Annotated in this window: 17 protein-coding genes; 10 read left to right on the forward strand and 7 right to left on the reverse strand. The window is 71.8% G+C overall.

The annotated features are described in order from the left end of the window. Positions 1-17 precede the first annotated feature (17 nt). On the forward strand, positions 18-1211 hold the full coding sequence (tuf, locus tag ACZ6C6_RS17205; RefSeq protein ID WP_093707149.1) for an elongation factor Tu: 1194 nt from the start codon (positions 18-20) through the stop codon (positions 1209-1211). 101 nt (positions 1212-1312) lie between these two features. Here the strand turns inward: tuf and ACZ6C6_RS17210 are convergent, their stop codons facing one another. The 3 genes from ACZ6C6_RS17210 to ACZ6C6_RS17220 are packed head-to-tail and all read right to left on the reverse strand — an operon-like array spanning position 1313 to position 3633. Further along, entirely contained in the window at positions 1313-1765 is a 453-nt protein-coding gene (locus ACZ6C6_RS17210; protein WP_469203548.1) for a GNAT family N-acetyltransferase, read from the reverse strand. A 12-nt stretch (positions 1766-1777) separates the two neighbouring features. Continuing rightward, the gene (locus ACZ6C6_RS17215; protein ID WP_469203550.1) at positions 1778-2449 is read right to left on the reverse strand and encodes a response regulator transcription factor; all 672 of its coding nucleotides are present in this window, start codon (positions 2447-2449) and stop codon (positions 1778-1780) included. Beyond that, entirely contained in the window at positions 2446-3633 is a 1188-nt protein-coding gene (locus tag ACZ6C6_RS17220) for a sensor histidine kinase (protein ID WP_469203552.1), read from the reverse strand. Before ACZ6C6_RS17220 ends, ACZ6C6_RS17215 begins: the two co-directional genes overlap by 4 nt. Before the next feature lie 115 nt (positions 3634-3748). On the opposite strand from ACZ6C6_RS17220, the gene ACZ6C6_RS17225 reads away from it, so the two are divergent. The 4 genes from ACZ6C6_RS17225 to ACZ6C6_RS17240 are packed head-to-tail and all read left to right on the forward strand — an operon-like array spanning position 3749 to position 7453. After that, positions 3749-4696: an ABC transporter ATP-binding protein gene (locus tag ACZ6C6_RS17225; RefSeq protein WP_469203554.1), complete on the forward strand. Its 948-nt coding sequence runs from the start codon at positions 3749-3751 to the stop codon at positions 4694-4696. Next, complete coding sequence (locus ACZ6C6_RS17230; RefSeq protein WP_469203556.1) at positions 4693-6201, forward strand: DUF1349 domain-containing protein; 1509 nt, start codon at positions 4693-4695, stop codon at positions 6199-6201. Before ACZ6C6_RS17225 ends, ACZ6C6_RS17230 begins: the two co-directional genes overlap by 4 nt. Then, positions 6198-6971: an ABC transporter permease gene (locus ACZ6C6_RS17235; protein ID WP_469203558.1), complete on the forward strand. Its 774-nt coding sequence runs from the start codon at positions 6198-6200 to the stop codon at positions 6969-6971. The genes ACZ6C6_RS17230 and ACZ6C6_RS17235 overlap by 4 nt, the downstream gene beginning before the upstream one ends. A gap of 29 nt (positions 6972-7000) precedes the next feature. Then, complete coding sequence (locus tag ACZ6C6_RS17240; protein ID WP_469203560.1) at positions 7001-7453, forward strand: hemerythrin domain-containing protein; 453 nt, start codon at positions 7001-7003, stop codon at positions 7451-7453. A gap of 4 nt (positions 7454-7457) precedes the next feature. Here the strand turns inward: ACZ6C6_RS17240 and ACZ6C6_RS17245 are convergent, their stop codons facing one another. Continuing rightward, positions 7458-7808, reverse strand: a complete 351-nt coding sequence (locus ACZ6C6_RS17245) for a hypothetical protein (RefSeq protein WP_469203562.1) — start codon at positions 7806-7808, stop codon at positions 7458-7460. A 212-nt stretch (positions 7809-8020) separates the two neighbouring features. On the opposite strand from ACZ6C6_RS17245, the gene ACZ6C6_RS17250 reads away from it, so the two are divergent. Continuing rightward, entirely contained in the window at positions 8021-9061 is a 1041-nt protein-coding gene (locus tag ACZ6C6_RS17250; RefSeq protein WP_469203564.1) for an SGNH/GDSL hydrolase family protein, read from the forward strand. Between the two features lie 12 nt (positions 9062-9073). Here the strand turns inward: ACZ6C6_RS17250 and ACZ6C6_RS17255 are convergent, their stop codons facing one another. Together ACZ6C6_RS17255 and ACZ6C6_RS17260 are read right to left on the reverse strand one after the other, a co-directional pair. Next, positions 9074-9859, reverse strand: coding sequence for a helix-turn-helix domain-containing protein (locus tag ACZ6C6_RS17255; protein ID WP_469203567.1), 786 nt, complete (start codon positions 9857-9859; stop codon positions 9074-9076). Positions 9860-10142: 283 nt separating this feature from the next. Further along, a complete protein-coding gene (locus ACZ6C6_RS17260; protein WP_469203569.1) occupies positions 10143-10568 on the reverse strand; it encodes an ATP-binding protein in 426 nt (141 codons plus the stop codon). Between the two features lie 162 nt (positions 10569-10730). On the opposite strand from ACZ6C6_RS17260, the gene ACZ6C6_RS17265 reads away from it, so the two are divergent. The 3 genes from ACZ6C6_RS17265 to ACZ6C6_RS17275 are packed head-to-tail and all read left to right on the forward strand — an operon-like array spanning position 10731 to position 12028. Continuing rightward, on the forward strand, positions 10731-11612 hold the full coding sequence (locus ACZ6C6_RS17265) for a helix-turn-helix domain-containing protein (protein WP_469203571.1): 882 nt from the start codon (positions 10731-10733) through the stop codon (positions 11610-11612). Next, entirely contained in the window at positions 11609-11818 is a 210-nt protein-coding gene (locus tag ACZ6C6_RS17270) for a DUF397 domain-containing protein (protein WP_469203573.1), read from the forward strand. The genes ACZ6C6_RS17265 and ACZ6C6_RS17270 overlap by 4 nt, the downstream gene beginning before the upstream one ends. 24 nt (positions 11819-11842) lie before the next feature. Further along, positions 11843-12028 carry a DUF397 domain-containing protein gene (locus tag ACZ6C6_RS17275; RefSeq protein ID WP_469203575.1) on the forward strand — a complete coding sequence of 62 codons (186 nt, stop codon included), beginning with the start codon at positions 11843-11845 and terminating at the stop codon, positions 12026-12028. 16 nt (positions 12029-12044) lie between these two features. Here ACZ6C6_RS17275 and ACZ6C6_RS17280 read toward each other — a convergent pair whose 3' ends face one another. Beyond that, positions 12045-12524 (reverse strand): hypothetical protein, encoded by a 480-nt coding sequence (locus ACZ6C6_RS17280; RefSeq protein WP_469203577.1) that lies wholly within the window; start codon positions 12522-12524, stop codon positions 12045-12047. A gap of 285 nt (positions 12525-12809) precedes the next feature. Between ACZ6C6_RS17280 and ACZ6C6_RS17285 the strand changes: the two genes are divergently transcribed. Next, positions 12810-13178: a peptidoglycan-binding domain-containing protein gene (locus ACZ6C6_RS17285; protein WP_469203579.1), complete on the forward strand. Its 369-nt coding sequence runs from the start codon at positions 12810-12812 to the stop codon at positions 13176-13178. The last annotated feature ends 4 nt before the right edge of the window (positions 13179-13182 follow it).

The following is a 13182-nucleotide window of genomic DNA, read 5'->3' on the forward strand; positions in this document are numbered from 1 at the left end:
CTCCACAGGAGGACCCAGTGGCGAAGGCGAAGTTCGAGCGGACTAAGCCGCACGTCAACATCGGCACCATCGGTCACATCGACCACGGTAAGACGACCCTCACGGCCGCCATTACCAAGGTGCTGCACGACGCGTACCCGGACCTGAACGAGGCCTCGGCCTTCGACCAGATCGACAAGGCTCCCGAGGAGCGCCAGCGCGGTATCACCATCTCGATCGCGCACGTCGAGTACCAGACGGAGTCGCGTCACTACGCGCACGTCGACTGCCCCGGTCACGCGGACTACATCAAGAACATGATCACCGGTGCCGCGCAGATGGACGGCGCCATCCTCGTGGTCGCCGCCACCGACGGCCCGATGCCGCAGACCAAGGAGCACGTGCTCCTGGCCCGCCAGGTCGGCGTTCCGTACATCGTCGTCGCCCTGAACAAGGCCGACATGGTGGACGACGAGGAGATCCTGGAGCTCGTCGAGCTCGAGGTCCGCGAGCTGCTCTCCGAGTACGAGTTCCCGGGCGACGACCTGCCGGTCGTCAAGGTCTCGGCGCTCAAGGCGCTCGAGGGCGACAAGGAGTGGGGCCAGACCGTTCTCGACCTGATGAAGGCCGTGGACGAGAACATCCCGCAGCCCGAGCGCGACGTCGACAAGCCGTTCCTGATGCCGATCGAGGACGTCTTCACGATCACCGGTCGTGGCACCGTCGTCACCGGCCGCATCGAGCGTGGTGTCCTCAAGGTCAACGAGACCGTTGACATCGTGGGCATCAAGCAGGAGAAGACCACCACCACGGTCACCGGCATCGAGATGTTCCGCAAGCTGCTCGACGAGGGCCAGGCCGGTGAGAACGTCGGTCTGCTCCTCCGTGGCATCAAGCGCGAGGACGTCGAGCGCGGCCAGGTCATCATCAAGCCCGGTTCGGTCACGCCGCACACCGAGTTCGAGGCCCAGGCCTACATCCTGTCGAAGGACGAGGGTGGCCGTCACACCCCCTTCTTCAACAACTACCGCCCGCAGTTCTACTTCCGTACCACGGACGTGACCGGCGTCGTGACCCTCCCCGAGGGCACCGAGATGGTCATGCCGGGCGACAACACCGTCATGTCGGTCCAGCTGATCCAGCCGGTCGCCATGGAGGAGGGCCTGAAGTTCGCCATCCGTGAGGGTGGCCGGACCGTGGGCGCCGGCCAGGTCACCAAGATCAACAAGTAATCACTTGTTGCGTCTGACCTGGTAGCTCCGCACAGAGCACCAAGAAGGGCCCCGTCCCACCGTTCACGCGGTGGGACGGGGCCCTTCGGTGTTCCGGGTGCTCACGGCCACCGGATCATGAAGACGTCCACCGGGTCCTCCCGCTCGGTCACGAAGCCGTGCCGCTCGTACAGCCGCCGCGCGGCGCTGCCCCGGAGCACGTTCAGCCGCACCGGCGCCCCTTCCGCGTCCGTACGCTCCAGCAGGCGCCGCAGTACGCCGGAGCCGATGCCGCGCCCCTGAAGCGCCGCGTCCAGGAAGAAGCTCTCCAGGCACCACCCGTCCTCGTACGGCCGCAGCGTCACGCTCCCCGCGAACCGGCCGTCCACCACGACGACCGAGGTGTGCTCGGGGACGTACGAGTCACGCATCCGCTGCCGCACCCGGTGTTCGTCGTAGCGGCCGAGGCGGACCAGGTCGGGGCGCATCACGACGGCCCGGAGCTCGACGATGTCGTCCAGGTCGGAGGCGGTGGCGGGACGCAGGTCCCAGGCTTGAGTGGTACGTACACGCATGGCGGGAGTCTGTCAGAGGGTGGGCGGCCCGGCGATCCGGTAACCCACTCCGGGGGTGGTGGTGATGACCCCGGGGGCACCGAGCTTGCGGCGCAGGCGGCTGATGGTCACGGCGACCGTGTTGGTGAACGGGTCGGCGTTCTCGTCCCAGACCTGTTCGAGCAGGTCCTCCGCACTGAGGAAGGCCGGGCTGGCGGCCAGGAGCGCTTCGAGGACCGCGAACTCCTTGACGGAGAGGTCGAGCCGGCGGCCGTCGCGGCCGGCGGTCCGGTGCGTCGGGTCGAGCTCGATGCCCGCCGCGCTCAGGGTGCGGGAGCGGGCGGCGGGGCGGCGGCGGGCCAGTGCCCGGACGCGCAGGACGAGCTCGGGGAAGTGGAACGGCTTGCCCAGATAGTCGTCGGCGCCCAGGGTCAGGCCGCTGACCCGGTCCCCGGGGGAGCCGGCGGCCGTGAGCATCAGCACCATCGCACGGCCGTCCCGCTCGGTGATCATCCGGCAGAGGGTGTCGCCGTGGATGCCCGGCAGGTCCCGGTCGAGCACGACGACGTCGTACGCGTGGACGTCCAGCCTGGCCGCGGCGTCGAGCCCGTCGTGGGCCACGTCCACGGCCATGCCCTGGTCGCGCAGGCCCTCGGCGACGACCTCGGCGAGGGCGCGGGCGTCCTCGACGACCAGGACCCTCACGGCGCCGCCTCCGTGTCCGCGGCGGGCAGGGTGAGCGTGACGCGCAGTCCGCCTTCGTCGCGGGCGCGCAGGTCCAGGGTGCCGTGGTGGGCCCGGGCGATGGCCGCGACGATGGAGAGCCCGAGCCCGCTGCCCCGGCCGGGGCCCGTCCGGTCGCCGCCCAGCCGCCGGAAGGGCCGGACGAGGTCCGCCACCCGCCGCTGGTCGAGGACCGGCCCGCCCGACTCCACGACCAGGGACACCGCGTCCTCCCCGGCCGTTACCGCGACACCGATCCAGCCGCCGGGGCCGTTGTGCACGACGGCGTTGTCGACCACGTTGTCGACCGCGCGGCGCAGCAGCGTTGCGCTGCCGGACACCCACCCGGTCGCATCGGCCCGGTCCGCGCGCACGGTCAGGCCCCCGGCCGCGATGTCGTCCGCGCGGTCCGCCAGGGCGCCCCGGGCGAGCGGGGCGAGGGCGAGACGTGTGGTGTCGGTGAACTCGCCCTGCCGGCTGCGGGCCAGGACGAGGAAGTTCTCCAGCAGCCGGTCCACCTGGTCGAGTTCGGCGCGCATCCGGGCGGCCAGTGTGGCCGTGGTCCCGGGGACCGGGCCCGGCTTGGCGAGGGCCACGTCCAGGGAGGCCCGCATCGTGGTGAGCGGGGTGCGCAGTTCGTGGGAGGCGTTCGCGACGAAGAGGCGCTGGCTCTCGAAGGAGCTCTCCAGGCGGCCGAGGAGATCGTCGATCGTGTCGGCGAGCTCCTTCACCTCGTCGCCGGGCCCCTCCATGGCGAGGCGTTCGTGCAGGCCGTCGGCGGTGATCCGGCGGGTGGCCGCGGTCATCACGCGCAGCGGACGCAGCACCCGGCCGGCGACGAACCAGCCGAGTCCGGCCGAGACGACCATCATGACGCCGAGGGCGATGGCACAGCCGATCAGGATCTGCTGGGTCTGGGTGTCGTGCGCCTGGGCGAGCTGCCGCTCCAGGTCCTCGACGCGGGCCCGGGTCGCCGTCGCGGGCTGCCCGGTGCCGCCACCGGGGGCGGTCCGGGTGTCCCGCGAGCCGCCGGAGGCCACCACGGCCGCGATGGTGAGCAGCGCCGTCCCCGACACCAGGAAAAGCGTCACGTAGAGGGCGGTGAAGCGGGTGCGGGCGGTGGTGCGGCGCAGGAGGGCGAGCCGTCGGGAAGGACCCCATGTCATCCGCGTACTCCCCTCTCGCCACGGCCGGTACGGGCCAGGTTAGGCCGAGGCGCATAACAGCGGGATGACAGCGTCCGTTCGGCCCCTGTGACGCGGTCCCGCCCAGGGTGGGGCCATGAGTGATGAGAGTACGAGCGCGACGATCGAGGTCATCGGTCTGCGCAAACGATTCGGGCCCAAACTGGCCCTGGACGGGATGACGTTCACGGTGCGCCCCGGGCGGGTGACCGGCTTCGTCGGGCCGAACGGCGCGGGCAAGTCCACCACCATGCGCGTCATCCTGGGCCTCGACGCGGCCGAGGAGGGGGAGGCTCTGGTCGGCGGGGTGCCGTACCGCACCCTGCGCCGGCCGCTCCGGCATCTGGGGGCCCTGCTCGACGCCTCCGCGTTGCAGCCGGGCCGTACCGCCCGCAACCACCTGCTGTGGCTGGCCCACTCGCAGGGCCTGCCGGCCCGGCGCGTGGACGAGGTGGTCGAACAGGCCGGGCTGGGCCCGGCGGCCCGGCGCGGGGCGGGCGGCTTCTCGCTGGGGATGCGCCAGCGCCTGGGCATCGCGGCGGCACTCCTCGGTGATCCGCCGGTGGTCATGCTGGACGAGCCCTTCAACGGCCTCGATCCCGACGGCATCGTGTGGATGCGCGGGTTCCTGGCTTCGCTGGCCCGGGAGGGGCGTGCCGTCCTGGTCTCCAGCCACCTGATGGGCGAACTGGAGGACTCCGCCGACCACCTCGTGGTGATCGGGCGTGGCCGGGTCCTCGCGGACACCAGCGTCTCCGGCCTGCTCGCCGAGGCGTCCGGCGACCGGGTCGTCCTGCGCACCTCCGCGCCGGAGCGCGCCGCCGAGGTTCTGCGCGGCGCGGGCGCCACGGTGCTCGCCACCGGCCCCGGTGCCCTCGGTGTCACGGGCCTGGCCGACGAGGCGGTGGTGGCCCTGCTCGCGCGGACCGGGGTGCCGTTCTCGCAGGTGTCCGCGCACCGGGCGACGCTGGAGGAGGCGTACATGGAGCTCACCCGGGACGCGGTGGAGTACCGGGGCGTTCCGGCGGGGGAGGGCACGCGATGACCGCCATCCGCACAGGAGGCACCGGCTTTCTCGCGACGCTGCACGCGGAATGGACGAAGTTCCGTACGGTGCGGGGCTGGGTCCTCACCACGGCCGGTGCACTGCTGGCGACGATCGTGGTCGGTCTGCTCGGCACGGCCGCCCCCGGCCCCGGCGGCGACGCCTCGTACCCGAAGGGTCCCGGCGGCGAGGCCGTCAACGACAGCTTCTCCTTCGTGTACCGGACGCTCACCGGCGACGGCACTCTCACCGTCCCCCTGCGGTCGCTGACCGGTGCGGCCGACACCGGGACCGGGAAGACGGCTCGCGGCGTCCAGCCCTGGGCGAAGGCCGGGATCATCGTGAAGGAGAGCCTGTCCCAGGGGTCGCCGTACGCGGCGCTCATGGCCACCGGTGCTCACGGCGTCCGCATGCAGTACGACTACACGCACGACACGGCGGGCCCCCGGGCGCCGCAGGGGTGGCTGCGCCTGGTCCGTACCGGCGACCGCCTCACGGGTTACGCCTCCGCCGACGGCTCCCGCTGGACCGAGGTCGGCCGCGCGAGGCTGCCCGGGCGGGCGCACACCGTGCGGGCCGGGCTCTTCGCCACGTCACCGCAGGCCAAGCGGGACACCGGGGCCGGTGCGGGCTTCAGCCCCGCCGTGGCCACCGGCACCTTCGGCCGCCCCGAGCTCACCGGCGACTGGTCTCGGACCCCGTGGCGCGGCACGCAAGTGGGCGGCGACGCGGGCACCTCGGGCAGCTACACGAACACCCTCAAGGGCGGCTTCACCCGGACCTCCGGCGGTGGGTTCACCGTGACCGGGGCGGGCGACATCGCGCCGGTCGTCGGTGGACCCGCGATGGGCGTCGGCTTCGCCGTCGAGGACTTCCTCGTCGGCACGTTCGCCGGACTGATCGCGGTGATCGCCGTGAGCGCGCTCCTCATCACCGGCGAGTACAGGCGGGGTCTGCTGCGTACGACCATGACGGCAACTCCTCTGCGGGGCAGGGTGCTCGCCGCCAAGGCGCTGGTGGCCGGGGGCGTCGCGTGCGCGGTGGGCGTGGTGGCCGCAGCGGTCGCGCTTCCCCTCGGTGCGAGCGGTGCGCGCGGCCGGGGTTTCCTCGTCCTCCCCGTCACGTCGGCGACCGAGGTGCGGGTCGTCGTCGGGACCGGCCTGCTCTGCGCGGCCGCCGCCGTGCTCGCTCTGGGCGTCGGTGTGCTGCTGCGGCGCGGTGGTACGGCGGTCGCGCTGGTCGTCGCGTCGCTCGTGCTGCCGTTCCTGCTGGCCAGTTCCGGCGTGCTGCCCCCGGGCGTCTCGGAGTGGCTGTTGCGGGTGACCCCGGCCGCGGGCTTCGCCGTGCAGCAGACGCTGCCGCGGTACGCGCAGGTGCTCAGTGTGTACGAGCCGTCGACCGGGTACTTCCCGCTCGCGCCATGGGCGGGGCTCGCCGTGCTGTGCGGGTACGCGGCGCTCGCCCACGGGCTGGCCGCGGTGCGGCTGCGGGGGAGGGACGTATGAGTGCCCTGCACGCAGAGTGGACGAAGCTGCGCACGGCGGGTGACCTGGGCAGGCTGATCCTGCTCGCCGTCGCGCTGACTACGGCCGTGGGCTGCGGCACCGCGAAGGCCGTGAAGTGCCCGGACCCGGGATGCGGTCAGGACGCCGTGCGGCTGGCCCTGACCGGGGTCACCGTCGGCCAGGCCGTCGTCGCCATCCTCGCGGTGCTGGCCGTCAGCGGGGAGTACGGGACCGGGATGATCCGCACGACGCTCACGGCGGTGCCGGCCCGGACGACCGTGTTCGCGGCCAAGGCGGCGGTTCTCACGGCGGTCGTCCTGGCCGCTGGGACGGCTGCCGTGGCGGCCTCGCTGCTCGGCGGCCGCCTCGTTCTGCCCGGCAGCGGATTCACCGAGGCGCACGGCTACGCCCCGTTGTCCCTGGCCGACGGCCCGACCCTGCGCGCGGCCGTGGGCTCGGTGCTCTATCTCGTCCTCGTCGCCCTGCTCGGCCTCGGCGTGGCGACCGCGGTACGGGAGGCGGCGACCGCCATCGGGATCGTGCTCGGGCTGCTCTACGTGTTCCCTGTCGTCGCCCAGGTGGTCAACGACCCGGAGTGGCAGCGCCATCTCCAGCAGCTCTCGCCCATGCCCGCGGGCCTCGCGGTGCAGGCCACGGTCCATCTTGACGAGCTGCCCATCGGCCCCTGGGCCGGTCTGGGCGTGCTCGGGGCATGGGCGGCGACCGCGTTGCTGGTGGGCGGCCTGCTGCTGCGCGGGCGCGACGCGTAGCCGCTCCCATATATGGCAAGGTGCCGCATATGTGCCACTACTGCGGCTGCCGTGAGATCCCGCTGATCAAGGAGTTTATCGCGGAGCACGAGGCCGTCACGGATGCGGCGGGCGCGGCCCTGCGCGCGCTGGACGACGGGGACCACGGCGTTGTCGCTGAGCTGGTCGCCCGGATGGAGCGCGAGCTCGTGGCGCACTGGCGGGGCGAGGAGCAAGGGCTCTTCGCCGTGATGCGCGCCGACCCGGAGTACGCGGACTACATCGACGCGCTCGTACGCGAACACCGCGAGCTGGGCGCGTTCCTCCGGGGGATCGACCTCACCCGCGCCGAGGACGTCGCCCGGCTGCGCGAGGCGGTGGCCGAGCTGCACCACCACATCGCGAAGGAGGAGGACGGCCTGTTCCCGGCGTCGCTCACGGCGCTGACGGGGGACGAGTGGGACCGGTCGATGCGGGCCTGGCGGGAGGCGCATCCGGCGTAGTGCCTCAGCAGGGCGAGCCGCAGTCCCTCGCCGCCTGCGGCTCCGCCAGGACGTCGAGGCCGTAGCCGAGTGCGGCGAGTCCCGCGACGGCTGCCGCGAGCCCGAGCGCGGTGCGCCAACGCCCCCGTACGGCCGCGAAGGCGGTCAGGGCCGCCAGGGTGCCGCCGAGCAGCAGCAGGGGCAGGCCCAGGAACAGGACGTCGGTGTTGCGCTCGCTCTCGAAGGCGCCGGAGAGGCTGCTCCGGCCGTACGGCAGCCAGACCGCGAGCCCCGCGAGGGCGCCGAGTGCCGCCGTGAGGAGTCCTGCGGTGCCGGTGAGGGCTTCACGCCGGGGTGTCGTGTGTGTGCTGTCCATATGGTCAGAGACGTCCGGCCGGGGCGGGAGGTTTCCATCCCGCTCACGCGTGTACGCGACCGCACGGACAGCGCGGGTGGCGCCGACGCCAGGGGCAGGACCTGGCCGTGCCGTGGCAGTGCTCCCCTTCAAACCGGTTGACGTCCGGCCTTGGGATGACGGACGTTCGGCGGTGATCCACCGATGCCTGACAGGGACGGAGAGGACAGCGGATGACTTCCGGGGGAGGGGGCCTGAAGCAGTCGGCCGCCGCGCGGCGCGTCTCGGAGCAGGTGCACACCGCAGGGCGGGTCGAGGACTGCGGGGAGACGTTGCGGTTCAGCTGGCCGGGGGTGTACTTCGAGGGCCGCTTCCGCGGGACCGGGGTCGGGGTGGTGCTCGACTGCGCGGCCGCCGACTACGACATCCAGATCGACGGGGCCACCGCCGCCACCCTGGTCACCCCCGGTGCCACCACCTACTGGATCTCCGGCCTGCGGGACGGTGAGCACGCGGTCCGGGTCGTCAAGCGGAACGACACTCCCGGGGCGACCAGCGCGTTCGGAGGCTTCGTCGCCGCGCCCGGGGGTGCCGTGCTGGACAGGCCGGCGCCCCGGGACCGGCAGATCGAGTTCATCGGGGACTCCATCACGGTGGGCTACGGCAATATGCCGCACTCCGGCGCCTGCGATCCGGAGCAGGTGAAGCGGAACACCAACAGCGACATGAGCCACGGCGCCCTCACCGCGCGGCGGCTGGGTGCCGACTACCAGATCAACGGCTTCTCCGGCTTCGGCATGGTGCGCAACGTCGCGGGCATCTGCCCCGACCTCACGTACCGGACGTACTACGACCGTGCCCTGCTGAACGTGGACGGCGACGTCTGGCAGAACCCGGGGACGTGGCGGCCCCACATCGTGGTGGTCAACCTCGGCTCCAACGACTTCACCGACCTCGTCCCCGGTGAATCGTGGACGCCCGACGGCCTCGCACTCGCCTACCGCACCGCCTACGACGAGTTCCTGCGGACACTGCGGACGCGCTACGGCCCCGGCACCAGCCTCGTGGCCGTCGGCTTCGACAGGAACGCCGAGCACGTGCGTCAGGTGGTCGACGCGCGCAACGACGCGGGCGACAGCGGGGTCCACTACTGGTCCCTCGATCTGTCGGGCCTGGACCTCCTCGGATGTGACGGCCACACCTCGGCCCGCGACGACCGCCTGATCGCCGACCGCCTCGCCCCTTTCCTGAGCAGCCTGCCGACGGGGTGGTAGGACGCGTCGCTCCTAGGCGGCCTCGTACGTCTCCGCCTCGCGGCAGTCGCGGCAGTGGCCCGGTTCCTGGGCGCGGAAGACGCGGTCGCAGCGGTCGCAGTCCTGGAGGGGGACGGCCGGTTCCGGTGTGTCGGGCAGTGGGGGCGGGAGGTGCGCGGCCAGGCGGTTGCGGATGAGCCCGGCCGGGTGCCTGACGGGGGCCGGGAGGTCGCTCGTCAGCGCGTGCCGCACGGTGGCGGGGTGTACGTCGCGGTCGAGCCAGGTGGTGACGGCGGGGGCGAGTTCGCTGATCTCCCGTGCGGAGAGCGTGAGTTGGGGTGCGTGACGGCGGAGTCCGGCGAGGAGGTCCGCGGCGGCCCGGTGCCGTGCCTCGACCGGGATGGGCGGCGCGGGCTGCCTGCGCGGGGCGGCGGGGGCGGGTTGCGCGGGCGTGACCCCAGCGGTCGCGTGCGGCTGGTTGTACGACGTCGTACGGGTGACCACCCGGCCGTCCGCCATGCGTACGCGGCTGCGGTGCAGGTATCCGGCCGCCTCCAACTCGCGCAGTGCGGCGGCGATTCGGGCCTCGCTCTCCGGGAAGCGCACGGAGAGGAACTTGATGCCGACCCGGGCCCCGGCGGGCAGCGACTGGATGTGCGCGGCGAGCCCGATCGCGAGCAGCGACAGCTTCGCGTGCTGGGCGAGGTGGTTGCCGATCACCGTGAAGCCGTTGGTGTGGCGGACGTTGACGTGCTGGACGCCTGCGGCGGGGACGCCGGAACGGGCGTGAGGGGTCGCGATAACCTGCGGGGTAGCCATCAGGAAGTGGTCTCTTCCGTGTTGGTCAGGCCCTCGGTGGAGATTGGCGTCTCGCCGGGGGCCGTCACGTTCTGTGGTGTTGTCGCGGCGAGCATATGCCAGCCAACCCGTCCCGAATCCAGCCCAGTTGCCCGAGTTCACTCGCGCGAGTGATGCAGGTCAAGACGGGGTGGGGTGGGTTCTGGTCCGGTTCTTTCCAGGTTCTTTAAAAGCCTTTTTTACGTCGCGAAGGACCGGGTCGCGGTGGACCGCGACCCGGTGGTCCGGGACGCGGTCGGGGGCGTCACGGTACGAGGTCGAGCTCGGCCCAGACCGTTTTGCGCGGCACCGGTCCCTCCTCGACGCCCCAGCGGTCCGCCAGCGCCGCGACGATGAGCAGACCGCGCCCGCTCTCGGCGTACGGACCGGGGTGGTCCGGCACGGGCAGGCGGTCACTCCGCGTGTCGGTCAGCTCGATGCGCAGCCGGTGTTCCGGGCTGACGGTGAGGCTCAGCCGGAAGTCGCGGCCCTGGACCCGCCCGTGCGTCGCCGCGTTCGCGGCCAGCTCGGCCACGATGTGCGCGGCCGCCTCGGTGGGGAGCCCCCAGTCGCCCAGATGCGCCGTGGTGAGCAGCCGGGCGAGCCGTGCGCCCCGGCGCGTGGGGGAGAGCTGAACGGCGAACTGCCGGGCGGGAGCGGAAGTTTCGGTTCGGGTGATTTCTCGGTTCACGTCACTCAGGGTGGCCGCGCGCCCCTACCGTGAACAGTGACCCGGTGCTTACGTACGGTCATTGTCCCGAGCTTGTCCAGCGTTGTCCCCGCTGTACGGGGTGACGCCCGGGGGACGTACACGGTTGAGGAAGAACGGCACGCGCGCGGAAGCGGGGCACGGATGAGTGTGGACGAGATCGGTACGCAGTGGCAGCCCGACGCCGGGGCGGACGAACCGGGCTGGGACGTCGACCCCGACGACGAATCGGGCGTCGCGGTGGTCGCCGCCGTGGGCCGCCAGCTCCGGGCGTGGCGGGAGGCGGCGGGGCTGACGGCGGTGGAGTTCGGTACGCGGCTGGGGTACGGGGAGAACCTGATCTACAAGGTGGAGGGCGGTCGCCGGATTCCCCGCCCGGAGCTGCTGGACATGGCGGACGAGGTCTGCGGGGCGGGCGGCAAGATCGCCGCGATGAAGAAGGACCTCGCGGAGGTGCGGTATCCGAAGAGGATGCGTGAGCTGGCGAAGATGGAGGCGCAGGCCGTCGAGCTTTCGGCCTACGGAAGCCACAACATCCATGGCCTGTTGCAGACGGAGGAGTACGCACGGGCCCTGTTCGGGATGCGTCGGCCCGCCTTCTCCTCGGACGAGGTGGAGCGGCTGGTTGCTGCTCGTATGGCTCGGAAGTCCATCTTCAGCCGCTCACCTGCACCGGAGCTCAGCTTTGTGCAGGAAGAAGCGACGCTGCGGCGCCCTCTCGGGGGCAGAATGGTCCTGCGACGTCAGCTCGAACACCTCTTGGAGGTGGGGGAGTTGCGGAACGTGGAGATCCAGGTGATGCCGACCAATCGCGAGGACCACGCGGGAATGGGGGGCGTGATGGAGGTGCTGAAGTTCAGGGACGGTTCGGCCGTTGGCCGCTCCGAAGGCGAGTTCGGCAGCCGTCCGGTCGCTGACCCGAAGCGCGTGCGCGTCATCGAACTGCGAACTGGGATCATGCGGGCTCAGGCTCTCACGCCTCGGGAGTCGCGAGCCTTCATCGAGCAAGTACTGGGAGAGACATGATCATCAGGAACTCTGGCGGCGACGCTTCTCGGCTGGAGTGGGTCAAGAGCAGCTACAGCGACAACGGCAACAGCAATGAGTGTGTCGAGGTCGCGGCGGCGTCTGGCGCGGTGCATGTCCGTGACTCGAAGGACCTGTCGGTGCCGCAGATCGCCTTCGGCGAGACCGCGTGGACGGGCTTCGTCTCGTACGCAGCCGACTGCTGACCCTTCACGCGCTGGGAGGCGCACATGACCCGCGAGACCGAGTGGTTCAAGAGCAGCTACAGCAGCAGCAGCGAAGGGGACTCGTGCGTCGAGGTCGCGGCGGCTCCCGGCGCGGTGCACGTCCGCGACTCCAAGGACCTGTCCGTGCCGCAGCTCGCCTTCGGCGAGACCGCGTGGACGGGCTTCGTCTCGTACGCAGCCGACTGCTGACCTCGCGCGCCCCTGGTCACGCCTCCGGCGGGTCCAGGGGCGTTCCGTCACGGAACCGGAACCCCAAGGCACGAACGAGCGCGAAGACCAGGTCCTCCGCCAGCGGATCGGACTCAGCCACCAGGGCGGTCCTGAGTGCCACCGGGTCCGGCTGAAGTCCGGCGCTTCGAGCCCATGCGCAGGCTCGCTTTCCCGTGTCGACCGCGTCGCCGATCCACTCACCCGGGAGGCCGTAACCCCGCGCCATCTCCGGCGACAAAGCGCAGCGCCATGACAGGCCGTCGGGACTCGCTGCCTGGACGGTCACGAAGTCGCTGTCAACGACATGGCAGACCAGGACGGCAGCGTGCGTCTCGTCGACGATCGAAGCGTCCGGGTCCGCAAGGGGACTCACTTGCAGGATCTGCCACTCGCCGTCGCGCGCCCACCACAACGGCACACAGTCCGCCGCACGCATCGCCGCCGACCGTGTCAACGGCCGGTCGGCGCGCGCCACGATGAAAGACCCCGAGAACCCCACGACCGGGAACCCTAGCCGTGACCGCTGACACCGTCTCGTCGCCCGGCCCCGCCTGAGCGGCTTCGCTCCGTACGCCTGGCGCTGCCCCCGTGTGAGACGGGCCGACGGGGGGCTCCTGCAGCCCGGGCCCCCCAGGGCCCGTCCCGGAAACGCGTCCCGGGATGTCTCCGGGACTCGCGGGACGGCGGAAACGGGCCGGGCCGCCCCTACGGTCGGTCCGGGTCCGGCGCTCGGCCGGCTCGTCTCGAAGGGGAAACACCCATGCGCAAGCGTCTGTTGACCGGTCTCGTCACCGCAGGGCTCGTCCTGGCGGGCGGCCTCCTGGCCGCGCCGGCCGCGAACGCGGCGATCATCACGGACAAGTGTGCGTACACCGCCGCGGAGCCCGAGCTGGCCTACGGCGACAGCGGCACCGCGGTGACGCAGTTGCAGTGCGAGCTGAACAACGCCCTCTCCCCGAACTCCTTCGTCCCGCTGGAGAAGGACGGCGTCTGGGGACCCGCCACCGAGCGGGCGGTCCGGAGCTTCCAGGCGTGCGTCGGCATCGAGCAGGACGGCATCGTGGGTCCGCACACCTGGTCCCAGCTGAATGCCGCGGCGAGCAACTTCATGGGCTGGCGCTGCCACTGATCAG

The organism is Streptomyces sp. NPDC041814 (assembly GCF_055590565.1).

Coding starts and splice junctions, on each gene's coding strand:
- ACZ6C6_RS17210 (WP_469203548.1), bottom strand. CDS start 1,765: ATGCGTGTACGTACCACTCAAGCCTGGGACCTGCGTCCCGCCACCGCC.
- ACZ6C6_RS17220 (WP_469203552.1), bottom strand. CDS start 3,633: ATGACATGGGGTCCTTCCCGACGGCTCGCCCTCCTGCGCCGCACCACC.
- ACZ6C6_RS17225 (WP_469203554.1), top strand. CDS start 3,749: ATGAGTGATGAGAGTACGAGCGCGACGATCGAGGTCATCGGTCTGCGC.
- ACZ6C6_RS17230 (WP_469203556.1), top strand. CDS start 4,693: ATGACCGCCATCCGCACAGGAGGCACCGGCTTTCTCGCGACGCTGCAC.
- ACZ6C6_RS17235 (WP_469203558.1), top strand. CDS start 6,198: ATGAGTGCCCTGCACGCAGAGTGGACGAAGCTGCGCACGGCGGGTGAC.
- ACZ6C6_RS17240 (WP_469203560.1), top strand. CDS start 7,001: ATGTGCCACTACTGCGGCTGCCGTGAGATCCCGCTGATCAAGGAGTTT.
- ACZ6C6_RS17245 (WP_469203562.1), bottom strand. CDS start 7,808: ATGGACAGCACACACACGACACCCCGGCGTGAAGCCCTCACCGGCACC.
- ACZ6C6_RS17250 (WP_469203564.1), top strand. CDS start 8,021: ATGACTTCCGGGGGAGGGGGCCTGAAGCAGTCGGCCGCCGCGCGGCGC.
- ACZ6C6_RS17255 (WP_469203567.1), bottom strand. CDS start 9,859: ATGGCTACCCCGCAGGTTATCGCGACCCCTCACGCCCGTTCCGGCGTC.
- ACZ6C6_RS17265 (WP_469203571.1), top strand. CDS start 10,731: ATGAGTGTGGACGAGATCGGTACGCAGTGGCAGCCCGACGCCGGGGCG.
- ACZ6C6_RS17270 (WP_469203573.1), top strand. CDS start 11,609: ATGATCATCAGGAACTCTGGCGGCGACGCTTCTCGGCTGGAGTGGGTC.
- ACZ6C6_RS17275 (WP_469203575.1), top strand. CDS start 11,843: ATGACCCGCGAGACCGAGTGGTTCAAGAGCAGCTACAGCAGCAGCAGC.
- ACZ6C6_RS17285 (WP_469203579.1), top strand. CDS start 12,810: ATGCGCAAGCGTCTGTTGACCGGTCTCGTCACCGCAGGGCTCGTCCTG.